Raw genomic sequence first — 19,258 nt, forward strand, 5'->3', positions numbered from 1 at the left:
ACTGACTACTGACTACTGACTACTGACTAATGACTAATGACTACTGACTACTGACTACTGACTACTGACTACTGACTACTGACTAATGACTACTGACTACTGACTACTGACTACACGACTTCTTTAAGATTAAAGGCAGCTTCTGTGAGTTGTTGAGTACCGATTTTAACTTGATTAATGCCGCTGACTGTTTGAGACGCAGATTCCTTCATAGAAGTCATGGCATCACCTACTTGCTGAATTGCGCTCGCCTGGTGTTTCACATTAAATGAAATTTGCTGGTTGCTAGCAAACACCAGATTGCAAGCTTCCCTCACGCCCGTAAAAGCTTCGGCCGTATCTTGTGCGGTTTTCACCCCTTCTGCAACCGTTTTGCGACTATCTTCAGTTGCTTTCAACGTTGAGTCGATCGCGCCCTTAATTTCTGGAATAATACCATTAATCTTTTGTGCTGCTTGTTGGCTTTCATCGGCTAACTTACGAATTTCGCTTGCTACCACCGCAAAACCTTTACCGTACTCGCCGGCTCTGACTGCTTCAACAGCGGCGTTGAGAGCCAGCATATTAGTTTGGCTGGCTAAATCGCTAACCAAACTTGCGAGAGTCGATATATTGCCAATCTGACTCGTGCTGTCGTCGAGTCGATGATTTTGCTTAGAAATTGCCACCACAGCTTCTCTAAGATTCAGCATTTGATTGAGAGTTTGATCTACCTTTTTAGTACCTTCTTCGGCTAGATTTAAAGCTTGGCGAGCAGCAACGGCAACAGACTCAGCTTGCTCGGCTGTTTGCTGAGAAGAGCGGCCCAAATTTTCTAGAGTTATAGTTGTTTGATTTACCGAGACAAATTGCCTATCTGCTATTTGCTCTTGCCGATTCATATTAGATTCTATTTGCAATGAAAATGACGATATTTGGTAAATCAACCCCCGAATGAGAGCAACAATCTGTTGCAAAAAAAACCATCCAAATCCCAGCACCACAGCCAGGGAAACAATAGCAATAAACGCTGCTATTTTCTGAAGAGAATCAATAGAAGAAAATAGCAACTTTTTGGGTGAACTATCCACAATTACTAAAAATTTATTTTTATTTTCATTGCGGGGAAAAACTGTATTATAGCTAATCACTAGATCCCTATTGTCAATATTTCCCTTGCCACCTGAGAGTATTTTAGCAACCATGTCTGCTGAATAATCATTTTTGACATTTTCCTTAGTGTTGAGTTCAAATCCCCATGCTTTTTTAGGATTGGGATGAGCCAGATAATACCCATCTTGATTTAAGATAAAAGATTGGTCTGATAGTTCAGGATTGAAATTTTTAACCATATCGAGCAGAGTGCTACCCAGGGCATTCGTAATGACAAAGCCTTGTCTTTTTCCTTTGGCATCAAAAACTGGAGTTGCGTAGCGAATTGTTGGCTTGTAAGGAATTTCTATTTTCCCCCTTTCCTCATTCAGATTTAAGGAAGACACATAGACTTCTCCTGGTTTTAGCTTCATTGTTGCCAAAAAGTAATCGGCGTCTGCTTTATTTTGTAGTTGAGACTCTGGAATAACTTGGAGATTTGTGTCGTCAGAATCTACGCGCACGATCTCCTTACCGCTATTATCTATGTAACGCAATTGCATATAATAGGGCTTGGCTTCCATCATGGATAAAAATGTGAGTTGCATTCGATAAACCCAATCTTTATAAGTTGAATTAGTTTGTTTGTCTACTCCATTTCCTTCTCTAGCTCTAATCATTCCCTGAACGGGGGGAGTTTTGCGGAGAAACAAAATATCGGCTCTCAGATTGTCAAATTGGTTAATCATTTGATTGGCGGTGGAATTAACACTGTCACTAAGGGTTATTAATGCTAAATTTTGTAGTGCTTCTGTTGAAGAAGAAATGCCATACCAACCAACCAGAGATACTGGAATCAAGGTACTTAAAATTAGGAGGAGGAGCAGTCGGTGCTGCATTTTTTGGAAAAATTTGTTCATCATTGGTTACGGGGAATTGGTTACGGGGAATTGGTTACTGGGAACTTGTACGCTCGCATAGTCTAAGTATAGGGAATTGGAAAATTGTACGCTCGCTTAGGCAAAGTATAGAGAATTGGGAAATTGTACGCTCGCTTAGCCGAAGTATAGGGAATTGGGAATTGGTATAAAATAAAAAATAACCACCCCCAAATAATAACTCACAAATGACAACTAACTAGACTCCTGACTTGAGATTAGGTTCTGATTGGCCAAGAAACAATTGATTACTCCCGTTAATATCGCTGGAATTGTAGCGAGGCCGATCGCCAAAGCAATTGATTTAATTTTTAAGGATATATTTCGCCTTTTTTGGGAACTCCTCATAATTCATTGCTCTCCTACAAAACTGCCTTCAAATCTAAGGCTGCTTCATTCAATTTTTGAGTACCGACTTTAGTTTGACTGATACCGCAAGCGGTTTGGGCGGCGGCTTGATTGAGAGAGTTCATAGCTTGCACTACCTGTTCGATCGCGATCGATTGCTGTTTGGCATTCAACGAAATTTGCTGAGAACTCAAAACCACATTGTTAATGGCATTGGCAACTCCTGCAAATGCCGCGGCGGTTTCTGAGGCAATATTCACGCCGGATTCCACTGTTTTAGTTCCTTCGTCTGTCACCATTACAGTTGAGTTAATCGCCTTTTGAATGTCAGCAACTAATAGATTAATTTGCGCTCCTGATTTTTTACTGCGATCGGCAAGTTTGCGAATTTCTGACGCCACCACGCCAAACCCCTTGCCGTGTTCTCCCGCCCGCACTGCTTCAACAGCAGCATTGAGTGCTAACATATTAGTTTGATTGGCCAAATCGCTAACTACAGTTGAGATATTACCAATGTGATCTGTTTGTTCGCTCAACTCTATAATTTGTCCTTGGATATCCTGAACTTTAGTTTTCAGAGTTGCCATTGCTTCTAAAGTTTGTTCTACAGCTTTTGTGCCACCTCCAGCTAAATTCAAGGCTTGCATTGCTTGAACTACGGCGGTTTCGATCTGCTGTGATGTCGCCCTGGAAGATGCTCCCAATTCGTCCATTGTAGTAGTAGTTTGATTTACTGAAGCTGCCTGCTGACTTGCCATCCGTTCCTGTTCTTCCACTGTGGCTGCAATCTCAGTGGAAGAAGTGGCGATCGAGCTAATTGCCCGATCGATAGTTTGGGCAATTCCTGACGAAATCAGCCAAGCTATAACCGCACCTAACACCAATAAAAACACGGAACCAAATACCAATGCCGAGAGCAAGAAAACTAAAGATTGCTTCGTTCTTTCTGTAGCTTGATTAATGGCTTTTACTTCTATTTCGCGAAATTGCTTATTTATGGTCACAAATTCCTCTACAAATTTTGTCTGTTTTCCTGTGTTAAATATAGCCAATGCTTCGGCTCTCTTATTTTGTTGTACTAAAACAACTATTTGGTTAGAACCATCATAATATTCTTGGCAGAGATCTAACATCCTGTCTAAACGATTTCTCTGTTCAGGATTTTCGATTTTCAAATCCGCACTCTTACCCGACTTGATAGCTAATTCTCTCCCTGTCTGAAAGTCCTTTAAAAAGTTCGGATTTTTATTAATGAAATACCCCCGCATTCCCCGTACCATTTGTTCAGCACCTGTGGACATATCATTTGCGTATCTGATCACATTTTCGATCCTTTCTACTTCTTGAAAATTATTCAATACCTGATTAGTAGTTGTATAAACTAGCAGAGGAAAACCCAAGTATATAGTGGCTGGTGCTACATATGCAAGCAGCATTCTATTTCTAATATTTAATTTGATTAACTTAGAAAACATATTTTTCTCCTTAATTTAAGCACGTGCATACACGCATTAGATTGCTTAGTCAAATCTCGCTTGAAAAGCGGATTTAGTATAACTCAATACGGTTTGGTTAAAACTATAGCCTTTCTCAGAAAGATGAGGTACTCATGGGCATAGGGCATAGGGCATAGGGCATAGGGCATAGCGCATACCTCACTTTTTTGAGAAGCGCTATATGTGTTCCTCAGAGATCCCCTCGCATCCTCGGCCTCGTTGCGGGGACGCAAGAGTAAGTTCTTGTCCCATCCGCTACTCCCCTTCGTAGGCAGGGCTGTTTCATTCTCTTGTACGGGCAATCCCACGCCCGGTTGCCCCCATATCTGAAACCCCGACCCGCTCGTCTATGGGCTGGGCGGGCACGGGGGGAGCGAGCTTAACCCAAGCGTATGGTGGTATAACTAACTTCTTTAGTCTTGGAGGTATTTCAAGATAATTCTCTCATGCTGAGTCGCGCTCGTTACCAGTCCAGATCTCTGCGTTGGATCGCGATTGCGAAGGAAATGAAATATCAAGCCAGATGCTTCACTTGACTCATGACACATATGCTTTTCGTAAGTCCTGTTTTTGATTCAAACCTCCTCATCCACAACAACTCCTCCTTTTGTCAGCAGTTTTTGCAAGTTCAGAATAGCCATCATTTTTTCCCCGTAAATAGCTGTCCCCCGTAGATATTCGCGGTTGGCAGAATGCAGCGCTGCCGGAACAGCCGCAATTTCCGACACATTTAAGTATATAATATCTAATATTTCGTCAACAACTATACCAGCGACCAAATCTGCCACTTCAACAACGATCGCCTTAGAGAGATAATTGGCAGCCTCCGACATATTGAAAGACATATTTAAAGCACTGCGAATATCAATTAGCGTCACAATTTCTCCCCGCAAATTTATATTTCCCACTATGCGATCTGGAGTGCAAGGAACCGGAGTTACTTGACCAATGTCAGTAAATTCGCGGACTAGATCCAAATGAATACCAAAGTATTCGCCATTCAAAGCAAACACTGCCAAAGACATATTAATTGCAGCATCATTTTCCTCCTCGCCTCGCCGCCTCAAATTATTAGCCCGCGATTTAAAAATTTCCTTTTCTTCCGGCGTAGCCTGTGGACAAAAAACTTGACTCTTGCTCAAAATTTTAGGATTTGCGCCTAACAATTTTGCATTTATTTGCCACTGTAAATTTTCCCTGTCTGCCTCGCATCCTCTTTCTTCATTACCTGCATTGCTTGGAGAAACAGGCCAGCTTTCCTCTGACTTTTCGGGAGAATATCGAATTAAGTGATCGAGATTCAGCAGCATGATAATATCGTCTTCGCAGCGGGCAAGTCCAGCTACAAAATGAGGAGAGGCTTCCGAATTATCTCGCCCGTAAGATAGCTGCGGAGTGATGGCATCTTCTGAGAGTTCCTTAACTTCGCGAACTTGATTGACAATTATACCGAGTTTCGATTCTTGCCACTCTATGACGATCGTACTATCTGTCACAGAATACTCTTGCCAAACGTATCCAAAACGAAGATTCAGATCCATCACGGGCAGAATTTCGCCCCGAAGGTCGATCGCCCCAACAATATCTTGAGGTGCTTCGGCAATTGCTGTCAACTCCGGCAGAAAGAAAATTTCCCGAACGTAGCAGGCTTCTATACCGCACAGAAAACCGTTCTGTTCAAAGATAAGATACGGTTTAGTTTCCATATTTTAGTGTACAGTTTCTTTACTGTATAATTTTAACAATTTTTTTTTAACATTCATCAGCACTTGACTAGCTGTCATTTTCCCCTGTGAATCTATGGGAGTGTTTGGCGGTAGTGCTTTCAGGATTTCACAAGATGAATTGTACATTTTAAGAGCTCTTTTTACTTGACCTTCTTTATTGTATATATTCCCTAGTTCTATATAGGCTGACACAAAAGAGGGACACATATAAATAGTCCTCTTTAATAATTTCTTTGCTGTTTCCAATTGCCCCTGTTCTTCAGCAATTTGAGCTTGTAAATAATCAGTAAATACTGAGCCTGGATCGACTTTTCTAGCTCGATTACAGTATTCTATTGCCTGAGAATAATTGCCGGAATTTGCCTGAACTTGAGCCATCAAATAATAAGCCTCAAAATTATGTCCCTGCAAGTCTATTGCCTCTTGTGCCTTGTTGATGGCCTCAGTATAATCTTTATTTTTAAATGATTTTTTAGCCTCTAAGATTAGCATTTGAGACGTTTGATTTTGAGCATTTTCTGCTAGTATTTTTTCTGTAACTGACACGGCATTGTTCGGCAAGCCATCCTCGATATAGCGAGAGGGCAGCATATTCCCCAGCGGATTACTTATTTTTAATACGACGGGCGGCATCTCAATCTCTGGAAAATTGCTGTTAGTAGTAACACTAGGTGGCATCGTTTCCCATGTTAGCAACTCACCACTATCATCGCCCATAGTATCTGCTTTGGGGAATTCCCGAAATGCCGAGTTGGCTTCCCCTACCGTCGCAACCCTAGACTCTATTTGACAGCCTTCCTCCGGTACTGCACCCCGGCACTGATAAACCACCGACTCCGGGAAAATCTTGGGTTCAAACTCGTTCATAATTTGACCGTAAACTTCAGCGTGACCGGTCATTAAATATCCTCCAGGTCTCAGGGTATTGGAAAATTTTTTCAGTACCAGTGAAATATACTTATGTTCAAAATACACAAAAACGTTTCTACACAAAATTAAGTCTATATTATAAAGATTTTGGTAAATATTAGGAAAGTCATCTGTGATTAAATTTACACAACTAAAGTTGACACTTTCGCGCAATTCTAGATTAATTTCCCAATCATTTTGCCTCTGATGAAAATACTGCTTTTGTATCTGCGGTTCTACCAAGCGAAACGACCAATGACTGTAAACTCCCTGGGGCGCTTTTTTGATTACTTTTTCATTGATATCTGTACCTAAAATTAATATTTTCCATTGCTCCCAATCGGGAATCAACTGTTTTAAAAGAATAGCTAAAGAATAAGGTTCTTCACCGGTAGAGCAGCCCGCACTCCAGATTCGGAGTGTCGGCTGCATTCCCAAAGTCTTGTGCAAGTTTCTTTTCTGCTCTATCAATTCAGGAAAAATTACTCTCTTTAACAGAGAAAACTGTCCTTTGTCTCGCATAAAATAACTTTCAATTGTTGTTAATAGCAATACTAATTCTGCCCATTCATTTTTACTTTCCAAAGTTAGGGCTGTTAAAAGGTTATAATATTTTTCGGGTTCTGCGATTTTTTTGGCTCTCATCCGAGTCAAAATTTTGTGAGACAAAGCCGAACGATCTTGCGACCGTATTCGCAAACCAATCTGAGTAGTAATTAAGTTAATAAATAGCTGAATTATTGAATCATTCATGTCCACTCAGGTAGATTCTTTTAATAATTGGGGAATTGGGAATTTTTACTGAGCTGGTGCTGAGTTTTTGCTGAGCCTAGCTGCTAGCCGGCGGCTCGTCGGTTCGCAAAGCCGAAGGGAGCCGAAGGGAAGTGCGTAGCTGAACTATTGGGAATTGGGGAACTTGTAAGCTCGTGTAGTAGAAGTATTGGGAATTGGGAATTGGGGAATTTGGAATTAGAAATCGGGAATTTAGCCGCTCGCCTGAACAAGAACAGTGTCACACCACATCATATCAGAAACTTGCCAGCTAATTAAAGGAAAAAGGCAAAAGGTAAAAGACAGAACCCAGGAAAAAATTATCCCTTATGCCTTCCACCTTCTGCCTTCAAAGGCATCAACCTCAAACTTTAAGCTGGATATATCCGCAGGCGGCGATTGGGTTCTTCCCCAAAACTGTGGGATTTCAGGTGATAGTGTTCCACAAGTTCGTGCTGCATTTTGCGGACGTTGGGAGAACGGGGCAAGAGTTCCACCGGCTGTCCCTTGGGAATGACAATTTGCTCCACTGCTAAGCGCGTTTCTTCCAGAGCTTCGAGCTCGTCAGAAGAACCGCTGCGGGCGAATAAGGCGAGGTCTGCCACTTCCGGGGTACCTGGGTCATCCATGTCCAACAGACGCCGCAAAGCTCTCGCTACGTGGGGAATAGTCGCGGCCTTAATTGTGTGCAGGGGAACTTGGCGAGTTTTAGCCAAGTGCCTCAATTTCGACTGGTTCCGAACGTTCGATCGCAAAGCCAAAACCACGTCAGCACTCTCAATATCCTTCGTCAGCAGCACCGGCAGATTCAGCGTCGAAATCACCTGTTCGAGCTGGTGTCGAGGTATGCCGTAAGGATAAACGTGGAGGGGCAAATCTTCGCCGTTAGGGCCGACATTATGGGAATAGCGTCCGGGGGTGGGTACTGGTTCGACGGACAGGGATTCTTCGAGCAGTTGCTCGAAATACCGAGTCTCAGCAACCGGCGCGCTCTTAGCAGCGAAGTTCGCGCCTTGAGCGGGCATCGGCACCATTTTGCCAGCACTCCGCCACCCAGAGATCGGTGTGACGGGCCGGATTGCCGATACAGCAGCGGGGCCGCCGGAAGCTGGCATTCCCGGAAACCGGGCGGGGGGAGCGGCTGAGTCGCGCTCGATAATTACTTCTCCCGTCTCGCTGACACTTCTGATTTGCTGGCTCGGTTCGCGTCCCCGCAGCAGAGTGTCGATCGAATCTGCAACTCGCTCGTGTATTACCCAGCGCTGGCGTTCCAGCATTTCGACGGCTATTTCAAAAGTTGGCGGTGATTTGCGCTCCAAAACCGTCTTTTGAGAACCGCGCCGTCTTGCTTCGTCATCTCCCAGCGTCACCGCTTGGATGCCCCCAATTAAATCGGCCAGAGTCGGGTTTTTCATCAAGTTTTCGAGCCGGTTCCCGTGGGCGGTACCCACCAACTGCACGCCCCTTTCGGCGATCGTCCGAGCCGCCAAAGCTTCGAGTTCCGTGCCTATTTCGTCAATCACGATCACTTCCGGCATATGGTTTTCCACTGCTTCGATCATGACTTGGTGCTGGAGTTCGGGGCGGGAAACTTGCATTCTGCGAGCTCTGCCGATCGCTGGGTGGGGAATATCTCCATCTCCGGCAATTTCGTTGGAGGTGTCGATGATTACCACCCGTTTTTCCAAGTCATCGGCGAGCACGCGGGCAATTTCCCGCAGGGCCGTGGTTTTGCCAACACCGGGGCGGCCGAGCATCAAAATTGACTGACCGGTTTCCACCAAATCGCGGATAATGCCGATCGTCCCGAACACAGCGCGGCCCACCCTCAAAGTCAACCCGATAATCTCGCCGCTGCGGTTGCGAAGGGCGCTAATTCGGTGCAGGGTTTGCTCGATACCGGCTCGGTTGTCGCCGCCGAAGTGGCCGACTCGATCGATGCAATAGTTGAGGTGTGCCTTGGAAACCGGTGTTTGGGAAAGAGGTTCGGCCAAGGATGGAAAACGAGCTTCAGGTTGGCGGCCCAAATCCATGACAATCTCAATGAGATTGTTGCGCTGCGGGTGCTGCTCTAAGGGCTGCCGGATCTCATCTGGCACGATGTCTAATAATTTGTTGAGGTCGTCTGTAATCTGCATTCGCCTCGATGTGTTCGGTGACTTTTTCAACTTTTTAGTCAGTTGTCAGTTGTTATTTGTTATTTGTTATTTGTTATTTGTTATTTGTTATTTGTTATTTGTTATTTGTTGTTGGAATTAACTACTAACTACTAACTACTAACCACTAACTACTAACTACTAACCACTAACTACTAACTACTAACCACTAACTAATGACTAAAATTCTTTGAGCTGGGAAACTAGAGAACAAGCTAAACTCACGGCCTGTGAGAGAAGTTCTGGGACGGCTTCGAGCTGAGGTAGCCGAGATGTTTGAACTCCGGCTGCTGGCCGCGCGACTGCCACCGGAACGGCATAGGCTCGATCGGTCTGCATTGTTTCTAACTGTTCTAAAATTGGCGATAGCAAAACCCTGGCATAGCTACCGTAAGCTACACCTGCAATGTATGGGACAGGGGGAACTGACAAATTTTTCCCGGCATCCTTCATCAGTCCCTCGGCTCTCAACTTGCTGACAGTGTGAGCATTAGTGCCGCCTGCAAGTTGCACGTATCCCGGCAACTGGGCAGCCAAAACTTTTTGACCGAGTTTGACCGCGGCTCTAGTAGTTCCTGTTCCGATATCTCCGCTCATTGGCCTACCGTCCGTTTGCCAAATTAGGGGACAAGGAAGGGGGGAAATTATTTGATAGAGTGTCCGCAAATAATCAATCAAACCGTCTCCATCGGGGCAACTAATTGCTATTACCTTGAGTTGAGCGACCCAGGGAGCTATGCTCGACCAAAGTCGCGCAAAATCTGCCTCTCTGCCTACTTGCGTGTGGATTTCTAGGGCGTCCGCACCGGATTGCAAGATTAAAGGTGCGATCGCGGCGGGAGCAGACACGTAAGAACGAGTATAAATCAGTTGGCTCGGACAAATCGGCAGACAGCGACCGCAGCCATAGCATTGCTGGTCTATCACCCCGGAAAAACCACTGCCAGCACTCTGAAAAACTATTGCTTCGGCTGGACATATTTTTTCGCACGGCCGCCAGCAGTCCACGGGACAATCGGCTGGGTTGAATTCGGCTTTGCGAAAATGCGGGTCTTCCCCATCGTTTAAACTCACCATCAGCAACGGCAACCCTTTGCCGCCAAACCTGCGGTTTTGAGTTCTTGCCTGTAAGTCGCTGGCCACTTGTAGGGCTTCTTTCGCTGCGGCGACGGCGGCGGGATCTGCCGCGACATCGATACAGTCAGCGCCTGCTAGGGTGTAAGCCAAGGTGAGATTCCGTACAGCCGGTAGGTGCTGAAAGCTCGCCCCACAGATCAGCTTGAACCAATGGCCATCTTTTAATGAGTTTAGGGGATGATAATGTTCTGTCACCCTTATATGTTAATCCTTTCAGCTAAAAATTACGAGGCAAAAATTTGTACTGAGTTTTCCGGCTCAGCCAGATACAAGTATCAAAACGCTACCGATAGGAGTGGGACTTGGGGGGTCAGCCCTAGATGTGGAGTATCGAGCATGACTTTTTTGGCAATCTAATTTTTTTAAGAGTTTTTGTTACGGGTACGATTTTTAATTTTTGGCTGAGGTTTTAATTGCAGGCAGACTTATAATAATATCATTTGTTAGCGGTGGGTGCAAGAGAAAAACCGACTATTATTGCAGGATTGAGAGTTTTGGACTCGGAAAACTCGATTCGGAGCCATCTAGCGCTAACCAAAGCACCTGCGCGTATTGAGCGCACTCAAACCAAGGCAGAATGAAAGTTAAATAGCCGATCGCCACTGCTGATAAATCGGTATTTAGCGACACGATCGCGCATTTCAAGCAATATCCCCACAAAGCAACAGCAGCGATTAGTCCCAGAATGCCTGTAGAAATAGCAGTATCTAAAATCCAATTGTGAGCTTTATAACTCGGTATTTTTTCAGTGCGAACCCGTCCGTTTGGGGCCATATAATCATAAGAAAACTGACCTAAGTTCACAATTTCAGGAACCTTATTGGGATTGGCGACGAAAGGATATGCGATGCCAAATCCGTTAAAACCCCAGCCAAAGAGAGGTCGTTTTTGAATCCCGCGCACAGCTTCCACAAAGGCGATCGGCTGGACATTACTTGTGCAACAGATACTCGATTCCAGTCCAGAGGTTAGCGTAAAAGTCATCGCACTAATGGCCAGCAAACCAATAAAAATACCCGGAATTAATTGTTTGTAATATTGCCGTCCCAATAAGTAAGATAGTGATATAATTAAAGATAAAACTGCTGTGCGAGTGTTGGCAAATAGCAAAGCGGGGAGAATGAGAAATAAAGCGAGAGTGGCAGTGCGATCGCTAATTAATTTCCACTTCCAAGCTACCGCACAAATAACGGCTGTCAGAGTCAATACTATAGCTGCGTGGCCGCGGTGCGAGAAAAGTGCGATCGGCTGCTGTCCCCGAAAAATCGTGCTAGCCAAAACATCATGTGCGATCGACTGACCGTTCGTTGCTGTATAATCAATTTGCCAGTTGAAAACTTGCGGAAAAACGCTAATAGCTACAACCGCACCTCCTATCAGCAAACCCCGTATTTGACAGCAAAACAATTCTGGATGCAGTTTTAACAGCAGCCTATTGGTGAGGCTAAAAATAGAAATTAACAGCCAGTACAGCCAGCCGTCTCCCATTTGGTCTTGTCCCCAAAAAGAACGTTCCGGGAAAGGACTGTTGAGGGTAGAAATCGCTCCCACAGTCAAAAAAAATCCCCACAAAATCAGGCAGACTTTCCACGACCGGGAAAAAGTTAAAAGTTTCCTTTCTTCCCATAAAAATGATAAATTTGAAAGCACAATCAGCAGGACAACAAAAACTTTAGGCTGCGTCCAAATTTCGCCGCGGCTGCCTCCCCAAGGGTTGATGAGAATGAGACTGAAAGCATATAGCAAAGTGTAAAGATTTTTCATCTGAAATATAGTTGTGTAATTGCGAGCTTTGTGTCAGTGCCAGCGAATCGAAGCAATCGCAGCATCTTCAGTTCATTCGATAGTGATTCCTGTAGGGGCGGGTTCACCAACAATATCTGCTAATAATTGACAATCTCAAAAACCCGCCCCGGTCTGGATATTAGGCTCATTCGATAGTGATTCCTGTAGGGACCCGTGAGCCAACAATATCTGCTAATAATTGACAATCTCAAAAACCCGCCCCGGTCTGGATATTAGGGTCTATAAAAATTAACCAGCCTGTCGTTTTTTCCGCAAAATATGCCGCATCCCAGCGAACCATAACACCATTCCCTTAGCCGCCAAAATACTCCCCGGTTCCGATACAGCTTCCGCATCAATTGGCTTGGAAATTTGCCGCATCTTGAAACTTCCTTCCCTTTCCTGAAAAGCTAATTGAATTGGAAATGCTGTTTCTGCTGTCTCACCAAATAATGAATCAATCCCAGTGATTCTAAACTTGTCTACTGGATAACCCAACAAAGAAACAAAGTCTAATTTATCTCCCGGACTGAAATTACCGAGTATCGAATCTCCTACTGCAACAGTAAATTCCTGGTCATCGCCCGCAGGAAAATCGAGAATTTCAGTAAATAAAGTGTCTTCCAGAGATTGGAATTCAAAGCCGTAAGTAGTTGGAGGGTCAAACCAGCGACAGCCGGGAACTTTGTTGAAGACTTGCCAGCCATTTTGGATAGAATTGGGAAGGATGGGGTTTTGCTGTGTGAGGCCGCGCATTTCTTTTCCGAAGCCGCCGCCGCCGCTACTTGCTACGCTAAAATCTGGCGATTCTTGTGGGTCGTAAACATCAACAAAAAGCTCGTAATTGCCTGTGTCTTGACCGCGAGCACCTCCACCAGCAGCACGGACATCGAAGTTGATATTGCCGCTACTGCCCACAGTACCAGTTAGTGCGGAGGCAAAGCCATTTCCTACAGGGCTACTGTCGTCGTCAAATCCTAGCTGAAAACCTGAGTCATTGTCAGTGCTTAAGAATGTGTTGGGGTTGCAGCGATTGGAGGGGAGGTCGTTGTTTGTCCAGGCTATATATTTTGAACCAGGGGTAAGGTCAGAGAGGTTAAAACGATCTACTTCAAAACCGGAGGCGAGGCTGTCGGAGAACTTTTTAGTGGTTTTAGGGGGAGTAAATATGCTTTTCCACCCCCATGATATCCCATTATATATTGTCACTTGAGTTGGGTTATTAATGGGATCTTTGACCTCAGCAAGATAAAGTTCTGCACTCCAGTTTTTGTTGTTATAATAGATATCATCTCGGGATGGAGTATCCACAAAAAGAATTCTTTGATCGGCGGGAGGCCTTATCACCCGACCATAGGTGTCGTAAAAAGGGTTAAATGTTGGTTTTTGGGGGTCTATAAAACCTGGTTGAGTTTGCTCTAGTACCGTATCAATTTTATTGTCAGGAGTTCCTGGTGGCTGCTTAATGACTCCCTGTAGGGTAACAGTGTAAGCATGATTGTTAACTACCCGTTGGATAAAATGAACGTTACTTCCTACTGGATCGAAACCAGCACCAGGGTTATAAAGAACTTGTATTTCAGCCCCAACAGTTTCTGGGTTAGGGTTAGTAACAAAAATAAAGGGAGCATAAACCCCAATATCAAACCTACCTGTTAAAGACTGTACAGGTTGCGCCTTGTTAAAAGTCCAACCATTTTGTGCCCAGACAGATGACGTTAGCAGGTTAAAAAAATCATCTGTGCCGCCTAGTGGGAGTTCTGAGACTGAGGTAGTAGAGACAGTCACAGTACCAACACCAGGCTTCGTATAGGATATTGAGGAACAGTAAGGCGAGGTAGGAGTGCATATCGGATCTGGTTTTTGGGATGGCATTGTGAAAGAAAACGCGAAACTGGCTCGACCTGTGAGTAAAATTAGTAGGGGCGAACTTAATAAAATTATCCAGTGTTGCGATAGTTTCATTTTTGACAACTCCTTGTTATGGGGTAGAAAATATCGGTCTCGGCTTGAAATCGAGTAAAAATTGGCTCTTAAGTTCTATTTAGATTCAGACTGGACGACGCGGAACTTCACAAAGGGTGTTACCATCTGACCCGTCCAAATCCCTTGTGTTAATTTGTGTTCATATATCTGGGGTTCATCACAGAATAATACTGGTCTAAAATTGACGTATGTCAACCTAATTTGATAGTTACCAGGCCCAATCTCGAAAGTCCATCCGCCACCCAATCCATCATTGCCTCCGAAGAGAAGCTGATTGTTCTGCCAGAAAAGTTCCGCTTTCAAGAAAAAGGTTAGACTTTCTCGTGGTTGAACTAAGGGACAAGCCAGTTGCGGAGAGTTGAGAAGCATACCTCTACCCCCAGAACGCCGTAATAAATTGCCATCAGCATCCACTATTTCTAATGGAAATATCAGCAGGGGATCGAGTGGAGGAAAGCGAATCGGGTAAGGTGTATTGTTTGTAAGTTGAAAACCGATCCGAACAGGAGTAGTAGCATTTGGCTGATTTTCAGGTATGCGCCACACCCGGTCTGGTACTAAAATTTCCAACCGAATACCATTTCTTTCAACTGCATTCTTGTTAGTCGCTTCTACAGATGTCAAGTTATATCCTCTCTCACTTTCCACCTCTTCGATCGCCATAACTTCTCTAGGCACATGACTCAATGCCACTAAGCCAGAAATAATTAAAACCAATAAAAATAGGGAAAAGTGCTTCATCACATCAAACTGCCTTGCTTTCTGAAAGTGATTTATTAACTATAAGACTATATATTAGGACTGCTCCATCAAAGTTAAAACGGTAAAAATACTGGTTTTTTTTAGATGATAGTTTCCTGACCCTCTCCAATAAAACCAGTAAATTGCACTCTCATATTAATTGGACAACCGCATATTTACTGATAATGCGTTCCGATCGATTAATTTAATAAATAGCACCTATTAAACTTGTTTATGCTTCCCCAAAATATGTCGCATCGTACCAAACCACAGCAGCATTCTCTGCTTCCGCCAAGATACTTCCTTCGGTACAGCTTCCGCATCAATTTACTAAGTGTAAGCCTACAAAAGGCAGAGTTATCCAACCAGTCCAGACTTTTTCTAATACCTGTTCTTTAAGGTTGGTTACGCTTAGTGCGGAAACGTGGTAGATCACTCCAAGATGATATGTACCGGGCTTGAGGTCATAAAAATAATAGAAGCCTCCAGCTTGATTGGGAATTGCGAGTATAAGCCGATTCCCATGCCAGGAAAGCGTTCCATCTAAAACAAATAAGGCACTATCTCTTGGTTGAGCTAAGTAATATTTTGGCCCTTTACCTACCCAGGTTCTCAGTAGGTCGCTGTTAAATTTTATTTCTTTACCGTCGTTACCTATTAGTGTTAAGTCAATAGAATCTAATTGTTGAAAGCGAAAAGCGGTTGATGTATTGTTAGTAGCCAGGATACCTAGCTTCACAGTAGTCTGATTACCAGGCAGATTAGGAGGGATAGTTAATACTGGCTCCGGCATCTCTGTTTTGAACTGAATGCCATCCACTTCAATTGCACTACTATCACTTGATACGGGCATAACTAGGCGAAGATTCACAAAAGAGCTTGGCAACAGCCCCGATCCCGTTTCTGGTACAGTTCTTACTTCTTTAGTATCTGACTGGGAAACAGGTGTAGTATTGCGATCGGTATTCAAGACGAATCGGAGCTGATAGGTTTCTTCGGGGATTACCTCGAAATACCAGCAATTGTTATGGTCTATCGAACTTAGAGAATTGTCAGGAATAGTAGGAACTTTAAGTACAAGCAAGTTATTATCCCAATAAAGCAATGCGGTTAGAAAAATAATTCTTGGAAGTTCTGGTTTGATTTCCCACCAATCAAAATTTCTCGTCTCGTTGTGTTCGATCGCAGGGGCTAAGTTGGGTCTTAAACCAGCTAACCCGCGAGTTGCTTCTCGATCGAAAGGTCTGTTTGGGTGAGTGCTAGCTGCAAGACAATCAATATCTCGAAGTCTTTGTCTTGTTTGACGATCGGATGCCCAAACCTCTGGAATAAAGGTTTGGGATGGGTTGAGGCGAAAGGAAGTTGAAGTGTTGTTGATAATACGCAGCGTCACTTGGATAGAAGTATGGGTTCCAAGCAGATTTTTGGGGATGGGAAAGACTGGGGTAGGATAAAACCTTGGACTTGGATTCGTGACTTCTATGAATATGCCATTTGCTTCAACGGCATTGCTGTCAAAAGATTCTATGTTTGTCATCACATTCACTAGATGTCATGTTTGTTATCCTCCTATTATGCTAATAGCTGCGATCGCTCTCTAGCTTTTTGTAGTCGCAGCGATCGACCATTTTGTCCTACCATTTCTGGAATCAATGTAATGAATGTTGTTAGTGTTGGTAGACAACACTTGTGAGGTAACTTCGGTTCAGGATGAGACTATGCAGAATTTGACAAATGGTGTAATAACCCTACCAGTCCATAATCTTTCTAATAATTTTGGCTCCGTCCCTTCTTGGCTTCGCTGATTTATTCTATCAACCTCGTTTTCATTTTTATAGATAAATCGAACATGATATGCTCCCGGATTGAGAATGTCAAAATTCCAATAGCCACCCGTGCCTTTGGCAATGCTAATTTTTAACTCGTTCACACGCTTAGACCAGATGAGCCTTGCATTTGGAAAGAAGGTAACGCTCTCTCCAGGCATAGCTAACGGAAAATATGATTCTTTAGGTTTTAGGCGTCTAATGCGAAGGAAAACGCCCCGAAGGAATTGACTGTCCGCACCCATAAGTTCTGGAGTTAATCTGCCATAGGAACTGAAACGAAAGGGGATAGGTGTGTTGTTGGTAATGCAAATACCCAACTGCACAGGGATATCCATATTGCCGTCGGGGCTGAGTTGTTTCACTGGAATACTGAACGTGCGCTCTGGCATTAAAGTTTCAAATTGGACACCATCCACTTCGATTACACTCTTCTCAAAAGATTCTCCTGATGTCATATTTGCTACCCTCTCTCTTCCAAAAAAGCTAGTTGAATAGGAAAAGCTGTTTCTACTATTGCGCCAACTAAATCATCAATGCCAGTAATTGTAAAGTAGTCAACTGGGTTCCGTTTGACTGTATATATTAGGACAAATCTATTAATCTTGTAACTGTAAAAATACCGAATTTTTTTAGACCAATTTTCCCTACTACTAGCAGTAGAACGGCTCTCCCGGATGCTTGGTGCAAAAAGTAGCGATAGATACAATCTACCGCAGTTTTTTACCATCTTGCCCTAGAATCTGTAACGTTGTATTTAACTATTAGAAGCGCAACGAGGATGCCGTTTTATTTGTAATCTGAAGAGCGAGTTTTACAGGAGTTGCAGCATTGGGCTTATTTGAGGGGATTGTCAAGACACGCTCTGGCATGAAAATTTCAAGATGTTAGAACCCCGACTTCTCTAAGAAGTCGGGGTTCTGAGTATTTTGTTTTTTGAACTCAGTCTGCTATACTACTTGCTCAGCCGCTTATAAACCGTAGCCAAAGCATGGCTATCCCCCACATTTCCCGGAAACAAAACAACTGGCAAATTGGGAAACAGAGGATGCTCTGCCTCGGTTTTTACCACCGAACAACCTGCGATAATTTGACCGATTTGCCTGACACTTTTCAGCGACAAACCTGTACTCAAAACATCATTAGAAGTAATGCCGCCCTTGCTAATCAAAAACCCGATATCCGCAGGCAGTCCCCGCACGATATCCATCAATAAAGCAGAAACCGCCTCTCCAAATTTTAACCGGATTTCCGCATTTTCAAATTCGAGTTCCTTGCGGCTGGTATAAATTACAGGCGTTTTGCCATCGGCATGAGCAGTGCTGGCTTTTTCGAGAATTTCATCGAGCAGTTGGGTGCGATACTCAGGTGAATCTTCTAACAAGTGAGAGACATCTATTTCAATGCTAACTATATTGGGTTCTTTTAACAAGCGCTCCAATTGTTCAGTAGTTTTCTTAACGTGGGAACCAACTATTACTGCACCGGGTTTGCCATCCCTCACATATTTTGCCATTTCGTCGGCTGCTACTGGCTGCGGGCCGAGGTCAGCTAAGGATGTTAAAATACTTGCTGCACTGCGGAATAAAAACTTTTTGCCTTGACTGACTGCATTGAGAATGTGTTTGGCAAATGTGTCTAAATCGCCTTGGCTTTGGCCGTCAACAACCGCACATTGGTTGTCTGTCATATCCATCAGTCGATCTAAACTTCCGTAGCGAATGTCTCCGAGTAAAATGCGATCGACTGCATCAGCGGGGATGCGACCTTTGGTTTTTTCTTCTACATAGTCTGGCAGGTAACTGTGACTGTACCCGAAGACTGAATCTTTGGCAAATTCGGTTTCGTGTACTGGTGTCGGGACACTGTTAACTATTAGGTAGTGCACGCTGTGGCGGGTAATTCTGCCTCCTTCAAAAAAGGCGGGAATTAGAAAATGGGCGTCGAAGGGGCCGAGTTCTTCGGCGATCGCGTCTGTTTCGATGGGATAGTGACCGCGCAGGGTAGAATCGGAACGGCTAACTATTAGGAAGTCTTCGATTTTTTCGCTGGCGATCGCCCTTTTTAGATTTTGGCACACTTCGCGGGTGACGGAGGCTGCTTTTTCGGGAGTTAGCGATCGAGTGTTTGTCAGTATGAAGAAAATCGGGCACTTGTCCCGCAGCCCCAAACGCAGGGTGTCTTCGTCCCAACGTGTCAGCAGCAAGCAACTGTGCACGGTTTGAGAACCTGTCGGATCGTCGTCGAGAACTATAATCTTGGGTTTGGCAGAAGACATACTGACCTGGTTGTTAACGTCACCTTTCCAAGATATCCTTACCTGTTACGTAATAGATAAAAATTTACAATAATTATGATATTTTTTCA

The 19,258-nt window shown here is 44.0% G+C and carries 12 protein-coding genes; all 12 read right to left on the reverse strand.

The window, feature by feature from the left end; genetic code table 11:
* Window positions 1-110: 110 nt before the first annotated feature.
* The 12 genes from QUA16_RS20325 to QUA16_RS20380 all read right to left on the reverse strand — a co-directional run bounded on the left by QUA16_RS20325 (window position 111) and on the right by QUA16_RS20380 (window position 19,169).
* Entirely contained in the window at window positions 111-1,994 is a 1,884-nt protein-coding gene (locus tag QUA16_RS20325; RefSeq protein ID WP_333105438.1) for a methyl-accepting chemotaxis protein, read from the reverse strand.
* Between the two features lie 377 nt (window positions 1,995-2,371).
* The gene (locus QUA16_RS20330; protein ID WP_333181308.1) at window positions 2,372-3,832 is read right to left on the reverse strand and encodes a methyl-accepting chemotaxis protein; all 1,461 of its coding nucleotides are present in this window, start codon (window positions 3,830-3,832) and stop codon (window positions 2,372-2,374) included.
* A gap of 596 nt (window positions 3,833-4,428) precedes the next feature.
* Window positions 4,429-5,559, reverse strand: coding sequence for a chemotaxis protein CheW (locus QUA16_RS20335; RefSeq protein WP_333105435.1), 1,131 nt, complete (start codon window positions 5,557-5,559; stop codon window positions 4,429-4,431).
* A gap of 3 nt (window positions 5,560-5,562) precedes the next feature.
* A complete protein-coding gene (locus QUA16_RS20340) occupies window positions 5,563-7,242 on the reverse strand; it encodes a CheR family methyltransferase (protein ID WP_333105434.1) in 1,680 nt (559 codons plus the stop codon).
* A 389-nt stretch (window positions 7,243-7,631) separates the two neighbouring features.
* Window positions 7,632-9,398: a R3H domain-containing nucleic acid-binding protein gene (locus QUA16_RS20345; RefSeq protein WP_333105433.1), complete on the reverse strand. Its 1,767-nt coding sequence runs from the start codon at window positions 9,396-9,398 to the stop codon at window positions 7,632-7,634.
* A 198-nt stretch (window positions 9,399-9,596) separates the two neighbouring features.
* Complete coding sequence (gene ldpA / locus QUA16_RS20350; protein WP_333105432.1) at window positions 9,597-10,748, reverse strand: circadian clock protein LdpA; 1,152 nt, start codon at window positions 10,746-10,748, stop codon at window positions 9,597-9,599.
* A gap of 279 nt (window positions 10,749-11,027) precedes the next feature.
* Complete coding sequence (locus QUA16_RS20355; RefSeq protein WP_333105430.1) at window positions 11,028-12,317, reverse strand: O-antigen ligase family protein; 1,290 nt, start codon at window positions 12,315-12,317, stop codon at window positions 11,028-11,030.
* A 270-nt stretch (window positions 12,318-12,587) separates the two neighbouring features.
* Window positions 12,588-14,303 (reverse strand): hypothetical protein, encoded by a 1,716-nt coding sequence (locus QUA16_RS20360; RefSeq protein ID WP_333105429.1) that lies wholly within the window; start codon window positions 14,301-14,303, stop codon window positions 12,588-12,590.
* A 75-nt stretch (window positions 14,304-14,378) separates the two neighbouring features.
* Window positions 14,379-15,065 (reverse strand): hypothetical protein, encoded by a 687-nt coding sequence (locus QUA16_RS20365; RefSeq protein ID WP_333105428.1) that lies wholly within the window; start codon window positions 15,063-15,065, stop codon window positions 14,379-14,381.
* 322 nt (window positions 15,066-15,387) lie between these two features.
* Window positions 15,388-16,602, reverse strand: coding sequence for a hypothetical protein (locus QUA16_RS20370; protein WP_333105427.1), 1,215 nt, complete (start codon window positions 16,600-16,602; stop codon window positions 15,388-15,390).
* A gap of 168 nt (window positions 16,603-16,770) precedes the next feature.
* Window positions 16,771-17,349, reverse strand: a complete 579-nt coding sequence (locus tag QUA16_RS20375) for a hypothetical protein (RefSeq protein WP_333105426.1) — start codon at window positions 17,347-17,349, stop codon at window positions 16,771-16,773.
* Between the two features lie 497 nt (window positions 17,350-17,846).
* Window positions 17,847-19,169 (reverse strand): four-carbon acid sugar kinase family protein, encoded by a 1,323-nt coding sequence (locus QUA16_RS20380; RefSeq protein WP_333105425.1) that lies wholly within the window; start codon window positions 19,167-19,169, stop codon window positions 17,847-17,849.
* Window positions 19,170-19,258 lie beyond the last annotated feature (89 nt).

The organism is Microcoleus sp. S13_C3 (assembly GCF_036700905.1).
GTDB lineage: Bacteria > Cyanobacteriota > Cyanobacteriia > Cyanobacteriales > Microcoleaceae > Microcoleus.